General features: G+C 64.7%; 9 protein-coding genes and 2 pseudogenes. 5 read left to right on the forward strand and 6 right to left on the reverse strand.

Translation table 11 applies throughout. The features are described 5' to 3' along the window. From I71_RS39120 to I71_RS05915, 5 genes and pseudogenes are all read right to left on the reverse strand, one after another. A pseudogene (locus tag I71_RS39120) lies at positions 1-188 on the reverse strand (histidinol phosphate aminotransferase); the annotation flags it as partial. Between the two features lie 162 nt (positions 189-350). After that, positions 351-1,136: an amino acid ABC transporter ATP-binding protein gene (locus tag I71_RS05900; RefSeq protein WP_042692217.1), complete on the reverse strand. Its 786-nt coding sequence runs from the start codon at positions 1,134-1,136 to the stop codon at positions 351-353. Positions 1,137-1,166: 30 nt separating this feature from the next. After that, entirely contained in the window at positions 1,167-2,273 is a 1,107-nt protein-coding gene (locus tag I71_RS05905) for an amino acid ABC transporter permease (protein ID WP_042692219.1), read from the reverse strand. A gap of 5 nt (positions 2,274-2,278) precedes the next feature. Beyond that, positions 2,279-3,478: an amino acid ABC transporter permease gene (locus tag I71_RS05910; RefSeq protein ID WP_042692222.1), complete on the reverse strand. Its 1,200-nt coding sequence runs from the start codon at positions 3,476-3,478 to the stop codon at positions 2,279-2,281. 216 nt (positions 3,479-3,694) lie between these two features. Further along, entirely contained in the window at positions 3,695-4,714 is a 1,020-nt protein-coding gene (locus I71_RS05915; protein WP_042692226.1) for a transporter substrate-binding domain-containing protein, read from the reverse strand. Positions 4,715-5,090: 376 nt separating this feature from the next. Here I71_RS05915 and metC point away from each other — a divergent pair, with 376 nt between their 5' ends. From metC to I71_RS05935, 5 genes and pseudogenes are all read left to right on the forward strand, one after another. Further along, entirely contained in the window at positions 5,091-6,269 is a 1,179-nt protein-coding gene (gene metC / locus I71_RS05920) for a cystathionine beta-lyase (RefSeq protein WP_042692231.1), read from the forward strand. Positions 6,270-6,297: 28 nt separating this feature from the next. Continuing rightward, positions 6,298-6,733: pseudogene (hisI, locus tag I71_RS05925) on the forward strand (phosphoribosyl-AMP cyclohydrolase). 223 nt (positions 6,734-6,956) lie between these two features. Then, positions 6,957-7,130, forward strand: coding sequence for a hypothetical protein (locus I71_RS38155; protein WP_159107350.1), 174 nt, complete (start codon positions 6,957-6,959; stop codon positions 7,128-7,130). Between the two features lie 164 nt (positions 7,131-7,294). After that, complete coding sequence (locus I71_RS05930; protein WP_244433663.1) at positions 7,295-7,948, forward strand: calcium-binding protein; 654 nt, start codon at positions 7,295-7,297, stop codon at positions 7,946-7,948. A 161-nt stretch (positions 7,949-8,109) separates the two neighbouring features. Beyond that, on the forward strand, positions 8,110-8,595 hold the full coding sequence (locus tag I71_RS05935; protein WP_042692234.1) for a PRC-barrel domain-containing protein: 486 nt from the start codon (positions 8,110-8,112) through the stop codon (positions 8,593-8,595). 86 nt (positions 8,596-8,681) lie between these two features. Here I71_RS05935 and I71_RS05940 read toward each other — a convergent pair. Beyond that, the coding region (locus I71_RS05940) for a TRAP transporter large permease subunit (RefSeq protein ID WP_042692240.1) at positions 8,682-10,060 on the reverse strand (1,379 nt) is incomplete at its 5' end.

A 10,060-nucleotide genomic window follows, 5' to 3' on the forward strand; every position in this document is an offset into this window, starting at 1 on the left:
TGATCCCATTCGGGATAGCAATGGATGGGGTTCGCCGCCTCGCAATAGGCATCCAGAGCCAGCGGGCTTGGGCCAAGCGGATTGTGGGTCAGCGACAGGTCGATCCACCGGCGACCGTCGCGTGGAGGGCGAGCGGGACGGTACGGCTTGATCTGGCCAACGCTGGGACGGGGGCTGAGCAGGTCCATAACCTCGGTCTCCGGTAGCGGATCGGTCGAACAGCACGTCAGGCGACCGATTGAACCGCAAACCGGTGCGCGACGCCACAGGACATTGCGCCGCGCACCCTAAATCGAGGTGTTTTGTTTCCGGATGGCAGGCCGGTTGGAAGCGCCGGCCTACCGCCCGGATCAGTGGTTTAGAATTTGGCTGAGGAAGAGGCGCGTGCGGTCCGACTTCGGATTCGAGAAGAAGGCATCCGGCGTGTCCTGCTCGACGATCTCGCCGCGGTCCATGAAGATGACGCGGTCGGCGACCGACTTGGCGAAACCCATCTCGTGCGTGACGCACAGCATGGTCATGCCGTCCTCGGCCAATCCGATCATGACGTCCAGCACCTCCTTGACCATTTCGGGGTCGAGCGCCGAGGTCGGCTCATCAAACAGCATCACCTTCGGGCTCATGCACAGCGACCGCGCGATGGCGACGCGCTGCTGCTGGCCGCCCGACAGCTGGCCGGGATACTTCTTGGCCTGTTCGGCGATTCGCACCCGCTTCAGGTAGCTCATCGCCCGCTCTTCCGCTTCCGCCTTCGGCATCTTGCGGACCCAGATGGGAGCGAGCGTGCAGTTCTCCAGAACGGTCAGGTGCGGGAACAGGTTGAAGTGCTGGAACACCATGCCGACTTCGCGGCGGACCAGTTCGATGTTCTTCAGGTTGTTGGTCAGCTCGATCCCGTCGATGACGATCGTGCCCTTCTGATGCTCCTCAAGCCGGTTCAGGCAGCGGATCATCGTCGACTTGCCCGACCCCGACGGGCCGCAGACGACGATGCGTTCGCCCTTCTGGACGCTGAGGTTGACGTTCTTCAGGACGTGGAACTCGCCGTACCACTTGTTGACGCCCGCGCAGCGGATGATCTCCTCGCCGCTGAGGGTGTGCTTCGGCTTGGTGCCCTGGGACATGGCCTGGGACATGGGTCTCGTGTCTCCCTTGACGGCGAGGATCTAGCGGCGGTGGCCGCGATTGAGATCGCGTTCGAGCTTCTGGCTGTATTTCGACATGCTGAAGCAGAAGATCCAGTAGATCACGCCGATGAACAGATAGGCCTCGCGGTAGAAACCGCGCCAGGACGGATCGGACAGCGCGGCCTTTGCAGTGCCGAGCAGATCGTACAGGCCGATGATGATGACGAGCGAGGTGTCCTTGAAGAAGCTGATGAAGGTGTTCACTAGCGGGGGGATGGCGATGGCCAGCGCCTGCGGCAGGATGATCTTGCGCATCTTCTGCCAATAGCTGAGCCCCAGCCCGTCCGCCGCCTCATACTGCCCCTTCGGGATCGCCTGCAGGCCGCCACGGATCGCCTCGGCCATATAGGCGGCGGCGAACATGATGAAGGCGATCTGCGCCCGCAGAAGCTTGTCGATCGACACCCCGTTGGGCAGGAACAGCGGCAGCATCACCGACGCCATGAACAGGAGACTGATCAGCGGCACGCCACGGATCAGCTCGATGTAGGTGACGCACAGCACCTTCACCGCCGGCATGTTCGAGCGCCGGCCCAATGCCAGCAGGATCGACAGCGGGAAGGCCACGGCAAGGCCGATCACCGACAGGATGATGGTCAGCGGCAGGCCGCCCCACAGCGTGTTCTCGACATAGGTCAGTCCGAGGACGCCGCCCCACATCAGGATCGCCACCAGCGCCAACCCGACGGCCCACACCAGCCCGAACCACGGCTTCCAGAACCGGCGGTCGCAGCTGGCGACCAGCAGGGCGATGAAGATGCCGATGGTTACCAGCGGCCGCCACTGCTGTTCCCACGGGAACATGCCGAACATGATGAAGCGCAGCTTTTCGCTGATGAAGCCCCAGCAGGCCCCGCTGGCATCCTGCCGGCAGACCGTGGAGGTCGCATCGAATCCGTGGGCGCGGATCAGCAGCCAATTGGCGAAGGGCGGAATCGCCGTGGCCAGCAAGCCCAGGACCAGAATGGTCAGGATGGCGTTGTACCAGCTGTTGAACAGATTGTTCCGCAGCCACGCGATCGGGCCGACGGTGTTGGCCGGCGGACGCTCGTCCGGCAGGCCGACGCTTTGCACGTTGTCGGTCATGGCCGTTACCGCTCCACCAGCGCGATGCGCTTGTTGTACCAGTTCATGAAGATCGAGATGCTGAGGCTGATGACCAGATAGGTGCCCATGATCATCGTCACGCCTTCGATTGCCTGACCGGTCTGGTTCAGCGTCGTGTTGGCGATCGACACCAGATCGGGATAGCCGATGGCCAGCGCCAGCGAGCTGTTCTTGGTCAGGTTCAGATACTGGCTGGTCAAAGGCGGGACGATGACGCGCAGCGCCTGCGGCAGGATCACCAGGCGCAGCGTCGGGCCGCTCGGCAATCCCAGCGCGCGGGCCGCCTCGGTCTGGCCCCAGTTGACCGCTTTGATGCCGCTGCGCACCACCTCGGCGATGAAAGCCGCGGTGTAGAGCGTCAGGCCGGTCAGGATGGCGAAGAATTCCGGCGAGATGGCGACACCGCCGGTGAAGTTGAAGCCGGCCAGCTTCGGCACGTCCAGCGCCATCGGTGCACCGCCGGCGATCCAGGTCAGGATCGGCAGGCCGACGATGATGCCGAGCCCGGCCCAGCCCATGGGGAACGGCTGCCCGGTCCGCGCCTGCCGGGCCCGGGCCCAGCGCGACACGCCCCAAGCGGCGGCGATTGCGACCAGCAGGGCGATGCCCATGTTGGCCCAGACCGGGTTCGGTTCCGGCACCGGCACGCGCAGGCCGCGTTGCGACAGGAACACGCCCGGAATCGGGTTCAGCGCCTGCCGCACCGGCGGCAGGCCGTCCGACACCAGCGCGTACCAGAAGAACAGCTGCAGCAGCGGCGGAATGTTGCGGATGATTTCGACATAGGTCGAGGCCAGCCTGGCGATCAGCCAGTTGCTGGACAGGCGGGCGACGCCGATGATCGTGCCGATGATCGTCGCCAGGATGACGCCGATGACCGAAACCTTCAGCGTGTTCAGCACGCCGACCAGGAAGGCCCGGCCATAGGTGTCCTTCGGCGAATAGTCGATCAGCGACTCGCCGATGCCGAAGGCTGCTTCACGCTCCAGGAAATGGTACCCGGTCGCGATCGAGCGCCGCGCGAGGTTGTCGAGCGTGTTTGAAATCAGGAACCAGCCGACCAGGACGACCGCGCCGACCACCAGGATCTGGTAGACGATGGCACGGAACGTCGGGTCGCTGAGGGAAAACGATACGCCACCCGGCGGCGGAGCGCCTTGGGTGGTCCGGGTCTCGGTCGCCACGGACTACTCTCCCCCAACCATCGCTCCCCCACGGTGCCCACGCGGTCCCGGACGTTCTTCCGGGCATTTCCCACACCGTAGGGAATGCGACATGTCTCCCAATGCGGTCCCCTGCGCGGGCGCTTCACTGGCACCCTTCGCGACCGCTCCTCGAAAAAACCGGAAGGCCGCCCCTGGCAACAGGCCTGCAGGCGGCGCTTCAAACGGTGCCGTGCCTTACCGGAACGGCTGGGCGTACATCAGGCCGCCCTTGGTCCACAGGGCGTTCAGGCCGCGTTCCAGCTTCAACGGGGTGCCCGGACCGACGTTGCGGTCGAAGATCTCGCCGTAGTTGCCGACCTTCTTAACGATGTTGTAGGCCCACTTCTCGTCGAGGCCCAGAGCCTTGCCCATGCCCGGCGAGGTGCCGAGGAAGCGCTGGATGTCCGGGTTCTTCGAGCTGTTGAACTCGTCGGCGTTCTTGGAGGTGATGCCGAACTCCTCCGCCTGGATGGTCGCATAGACCGTCCACTTGACGATGTCGAACCACTGGTCGTCGCCATGGCGCACGGCGGGGGCCAGCGGCTCCTTGGAGATGACTTCCGGCAGGATGACGTGGTCGTCCGGAATCGGGGCGACACCGGCGCGGGTGCCGGCCAGACCGGACACGTCGGTGGTCAGCACGTCGCAGCGGCCGGCGAAGTAGGCGGCGTTCACCTCGTCGTTCGACTCGATGACGACCGGGTTGTAGGTCATGTTGTTGGCGCGGAAATAATCCGCGAGGTTCAGTTCGGTCGTGGTGCCGGACTGGACGCAGACGGTGGCGCCGTTCAGCTCCTTGGCGCTCTTCACGCCCAGCTTCTTCGGAACCATGAAGCCCTGACCGTCATAATAGGTGACGGGGGCGAAGTTCAGGCCGACCGAGGTGTCGCGGGTCAGCGTGGCGGTGGTGTTGCGCGACAGCAGGTCGACCTCGCCCGACTGGATGGCCGGGAAGCGCTGCTGGGCGGACAGCGGGGTGAACTTGACCTTGTTCGGGTCGTTGAAGATCGCGACCGCGACGGCACGGCAGTAATCGACATCCAGGCCGGTCCAGTTGCCGGCGCTGTCGGGGTTGCCGAAACCGGGAAGGCCGGCGTTCACGCCGCACTGCACGAAGCCGCGCTGCTTGACGGTGTCGAGCGTGGCGGCACCGGCAACGGCACTGGCGGAAACGACCACGGCCGCTGCGGCGGCGGCCAGGAACCCTGACTTCATATTATGAACTCCACCCTGTTCTTGCGTTCTTCGCATTTGAGCGGTCTGATGACGCGCCTGGCCACGCCGGCCTTCTGATCCACCTTGCGATCCGATGGGACAATCCCCGCCGGACCGGTCCTGTGAGGATCGCGACGCAGCCATGCGCGTGGGACAAGAGTGTATCAACTTGATCCGACTTGTCGAATCCTCTGTGCATTGGTGGTGTTACCAGAACATCCCAACCATTCACGCTGGTTGCACGCAATCCGCGATGGCGGCAAGCCGCCCGGGATGACACAATGTTCGGCCGTGCCCGCCCCGCCCGCCCGGGAGTTCTCTTTGCAGCGGTCGAATCGGACGGGCCGGATTGCCGCTCCAGCCAAACGGACAGTCGATGAAGGACGTCACGAAGGACACGATTCTGGTTCATGCCGGCCGCGATCCGCGGAACAACCACGGCATTGTCAATCCGCCGGTCTATCATTGTTCGACCGTGCTGTTCCCGACCCTGGACGCGCTGGAGGAAAGCGACCGGAACACGCTGGAAGGCGTGCATTACGGACGCATGGGGACGCCCACCACCTTCGCCTTCGAGCAGGCGGCAGCGGACTTGGAAGGTGGATACAAGGCGGTGAACACCGGCTCCGGCCTCGCCGCCATCGCTGTTGCGTTGTCGTCCTTCACCAAGGCCGGCGACCATGTGCTGATCACCGACAGCGCCTATGGCCCGACCCGCCGCTTCGCCAAGGAGACCCTGGCCCCTTACGGCGTCGAGGTGGAGTTCTACGATCCCTGCATCGGCGCCGGCATCTCGGCCCTGCTGCGGCCCAACACGAGCGTGGTCTTCCTCGAATCGCCGGGTTCCCTGACCTTCGAGGTGCAGGACGTTCCGGCCATCGCCACCGCGGCCAAGAAGGTCGGCGCCACGGTGATGATCGACAACACCTGGGCGACTCCGCTGTTCTTCCGCCCCTTCGACCACGGCGTCGATCTGTCGATCCATGCCGCGACCAAATACATGGTCGGCCATGCCGACGCGATGCTCGGCATCGTCACCTGCCGCGACGAGGAGAGCTGGACCGCGGTGAAGAAGACGGCCACCCGCTTCGGCATCTGCGGCGGGCCGGACGATCTCTATCTCGGCCTGCGCGGCCTGCGCACCCTGTCCGTGCGCATGCGCCAGCATCAGGAAAGCGCGCTGGCGCTCGCCGACTGGCTGGCCGCGCGGCCGGAGGTGACGCGGGTGCTGCATCCCGCCCGCCCCGACTTCCCCGGCCACGAGTTGTGGAAGCGCGACTTCACCGGCTCCAGCGGCCTGTTCTCCATCGTCATAAATCAGGTACCGCGCAAGGCGCTGGCGGCGATGCTGGACGGGATGGAGCTGTTCGGCATGGGCTACAGCTGGGGCGGCTTCGAAAGCCTGATCCTGCCGACCCGGCCGGCGGCGGTGCGTTCCGCCACCCGCTGGACCGATCCGGGGCAGGTGTTGCGCCTGCATGCCGGGCTGGAAAGCCCCGACGACCTGATCCGCGATCTTGAAGCCGGCTTCCGCCGGATGGCGGCCGCCCTGTGACCGGCGGTTCTGCAAGGAGTGATTTGCCATGACGGATGCTCCGTCGATCGAGTCCGCCACCTTTGAAGAGGTGCTGGCTTCCATCCGCTTCACCGCCGACGGGCTGGTGCCCGCCATCGCCCAGGCCGAGGGCACCGGCGAGATCCTGATGATGGCCTGGATGAACCGCGACGCGGTGGTGGAGACGCTGTCCACCGGCCGGGTCTGCTACTGGTCGCGGTCGCGCGGCGGTCTGTGGCGCAAGGGCGAGACCTCCGGCCCAGGTTCAGCGTCTGAAGGACTTCCGGGTGGACTGCGACGGCGACACCCTTCTGCTGATTGTCGAGCAGGACGGCGTCGCCTGCCACACCGGCCGGCGCAGCTGCTTCTATCGCGCCTGGCGCAATGGGCGGCTGGAGACGATCCAGGAGGTCGAGACCGATCCCGCCGTCCTCTACGGCGGCCATGGACACAGCCACGGCTGACCGAGCGACTGGCAAAAGGTGATTTGCCATCGCAGGGCTGTTCGTTGATCCACATCAACGCAACACCCCCGCCAAAGGGTATAAACACCTTCTTGTCTCTAACCCTCCCTGTATATGACTGCACCGGGCGATCCTTTGGACGCCCGGTTATTTTTTGCGCCGGGCCTGCGCTCAGCGATTTTGGAGAGCGCCAGGCGCGTTCGCGCCGCCGATCCTCTTTCGGATGATCCGCTCCGACCGACCCTTTGGCTGGTGGTCTACTGCCCTGACCGCCTCCTCATCGCCTTCGTCAGTCGGCATTGCCCCCTTCCGCCAGCAAAAACCTGTCCATATGGGAGAGAAAATCTTCATTCCATCACAGAAAAATGCCGCTTTCGGCCACAAAAACGACGAATGAAGAAACAGTTCAGATCATTAATTCAATCAAGTTTCAGTTATCTGTGTCATGTGGACCGGTTCCCTTTGTATTGCCTCTTTATCGCTTTTCGACCGCCCGGGACCCATGGTTAACATCTGGTTAATCGTTAACAGCACGTTAACGTGCACTGATGGAGAGACGCCATGCGCCAGTTTTGGGGGACTTCGAGCAACGACGCCATGACCGGCACGGCCTTTGACGACCGTCTCGACGGTCTCGATGGCGACGACCGCATCGACGGTGGCGGCGGCAACGATCAGCTGTTTGGCGAACGGGGGAACGATTCGCTGATCGGCGGGCTGGGCAACGACCAGCTGCATGGCGGGGACGGCAACGACTGGCTCGGCGATCCCTATGGCGGCAACGAGGCCGGCAATGACTCGATGTGGGGCGACGCCGGCAACGACCAGCTGTTCGGCGGCGATGGCAACGACTGGCTGGACGGCGGCACCGGCGACGACATCCTGAAAGGAATGCGCGGCGACGACACCATGATCGGCGGTGCCGGCAACGACACGCTGTACGACAGCTATCGCGATGGCGGAGCCGACCTGTTCCGGCCCGGCACCGGCGACGATGCGATGGTCAGCTACACCGACGGCCAGATCGACCGCTTCCTGATGGAGCAGGCCACGGGCGGCTTCGGCCACGACACCATCAATTACTTCGAGAGGGGGATCGACCAGATCGAGTTCCATGGCTACACCGCGGCCCAGATGTCGCTGACCACCAGCGGCTTCTCGTCGGGCTTCACCTTCGCTGACGGCTCGTTGCTGACGTTGATCAGGTCGGGCTGACAGCGGGCCACGACTACATCTTCCCCTGATCTGCCTCACCTGTCCGAAGGAGGTCTCCCGAGGGCGATGGGGTCACCCCGTCGGCGCAGGGGACATTCGGCCACGCTCGTGCTGTTGTGGAAGCGGATATTTCCGCGCCGTCAGCAAAAGGGCCAAGACCGATGGACAATCGCCGCTTTTCCCCGCGCACGCTCCTCCCCGCCCTGCCGGCCCTGGCTCTCCTGCCGGTTCTGGCGCTGGGTGCCTGCGCCAGCTCCGATATGGGCGGTGTCCCGTCGGCGGAGGTGGCGACCGAGCCTCCGGTAGAACTGGTCGGGCTGACCGTCCAGACCCCGGACGGCCGCCGTATCCTCGGCAATGTCACCGATCTCGTGATCGGGCCGTCCAACCGGGTGGAACAGGCGATCGTCACTGTCGGAGCTCCCCGCTTCCCGACCGAGCACAAGGTGACGGTCGCCAGCGACAATCTCCGCTATGCCCGTAACCGTCAGGCCGTGATCCTCACCGGCATGACGGCGGAGCAGTTCGCCGAACTGCCACCCGTTGCCGGCAGCGACCGCATGGTATCGCTCGGCAACGGCGGGGCGGTTTTGCCTGCAGGTGCCGCCCCGACCAACTGGGCCGGAGCAACGAAGCCGACACGCTGACCCTTTCCCGACCGGAAACGCACCAACAAGAAAGGGGGCCGGACGAACCGGCCCCCCTTTGCTGTCCAGGCTCAGCGACGGTTCCGTCACTTGCCCTGAAGCTGCTTCATGATGTCGTCCGCCGGGTTCTGTTCCGGCTGGCCCGGAGCGCCGAAGGGCGGGGCCACATCCTGGTTGTCGAAGGCCGGGATCTCGATCTTCACGTCGTTCAGGTTGATCGCCGGCCCCTTGTCGCGGCCGGCATCGACCAGCTGCGGGAAGCCGATGACGAGACCGACCATGATGATCTGGATGATCACGAAGGGCACGGCACCCCAATAGATCTGACCGGTGGTGATCTTCCCGATCTTCTTGCCGGTAACCTTGTCGAGATAGTCCGTCTTCGGCGCCACCGACCGCAGGAAGAACAGCGCGAAGCCGAAGGGCGGGTGCATGAAGCTGGTCTGCATGTTGACGCCCAGCAGCACGCCGAACCAGATCAGGTCGATGCCCAGCTTGTCCGCCACCGGCCCCAGCAGAGGGACGATGATGAAGGCCAGCTCGAAGAAATCGAGGAAGAAGGCCAGGACGAAGACCAGGATGTTGCAGACAATCAGGAAGCCCAGCTCGCCGCCCGGCAGGCCGATCAGCAGATGCTCCACCCACAGGTCGCCGTTCACGGCGCGGAACACCAGACCGAACACGGTCGAGCCGATCAGGATGAAGACCACGAAGGACGACAGCTTGGCGGTCGAGTCCATCGCCTGGCGCATCAGGTTCCAGCTCAGCTGGCGCTTGGCCAGCGCCAGCAGGATGGCGCCGGCGGCACCCATGGCGCCGCCCTCCGTCGGGGTGGCGATGCCGATGAAGATCGTGCCCAGCACCAGGAAGATCAGCACCAGCGGCGGCACCAGCGAGGTGATCACGCGCAGCAGCAGCTTGCCGCCACGCAACGTGCGGGCTTCCGGCGGCAGGGCCGGCACCATCTCCGGCTTGACGATGCTGGTCAGCAGGATATAGCCGGCATAGAGCGCGGTCAGCACCAGACCGGGGATCAGCGCGCCGGCATACATGTCGCCGACCGACCGGCCGAGCTGGTCAGCCAGGACGATCAGCACCAGCGACGGCGGGATGATCTGGGCCAGCGTGCCCGATGCCGCGATGACGCCCGAGGCGACCCGGCGGTCATAGCCGTAGCGCAGCATGATCGGCAGCGAGATCAGGCCCATGGAGATCACCGAAGCCGCGACCACGCCGGTAGTCGCCGCCAGCAGCGCGCCGACGAAGATCACCGCATAGGCCAGACCGCCACGAATCGGACCGAACAGCTGCCCGATGGTGTCGAGCAGATCCTCGGCCATACCGGACCGTTCCAGGATCAGGCCCATGAAGGTGAAGAACGGAAATCGCAGCAGCGTGTCGTTGCGCATGATGCCGAACACGCGCTCCGGCAGCGCCTGCAGCAATGCCGGAGTCAGCAGCCCCA

It is taken from the genome of Azospirillum sp. B506 (genome assembly GCF_000333595.1).
Lineage (GTDB): Bacteria > Pseudomonadota > Alphaproteobacteria > Azospirillales > Azospirillaceae > Azospirillum.

Coding starts and splice junctions, on each gene's coding strand:
- I71_RS05900 (WP_042692217.1), bottom strand. CDS start 1,136: ATGTCCCAGGCCATGTCCCAGGGCACCAAGCCGAAGCACACCCTCAGC.
- I71_RS05905 (WP_042692219.1), bottom strand. CDS start 2,273: ATGACCGACAACGTGCAAAGCGTCGGCCTGCCGGACGAGCGTCCGCCG.
- I71_RS05935 (WP_042692234.1), top strand. CDS start 8,110: ATGGACAATCGCCGCTTTTCCCCGCGCACGCTCCTCCCCGCCCTGCCG.
- I71_RS38155 (WP_159107350.1), top strand. CDS start 6,957: ATGATCCGCTCCGACCGACCCTTTGGCTGGTGGTCTACTGCCCTGACC.
- metC (WP_042692231.1), top strand. CDS start 5,091: ATGAAGGACGTCACGAAGGACACGATTCTGGTTCATGCCGGCCGCGAT.
- I71_RS05915 (WP_042692226.1), bottom strand. CDS start 4,714: ATGAAGTCAGGGTTCCTGGCCGCCGCCGCAGCGGCCGTGGTCGTTTCC.
- I71_RS05930 (WP_244433663.1), top strand. CDS start 7,295: ATGCGCCAGTTTTGGGGGACTTCGAGCAACGACGCCATGACCGGCACG.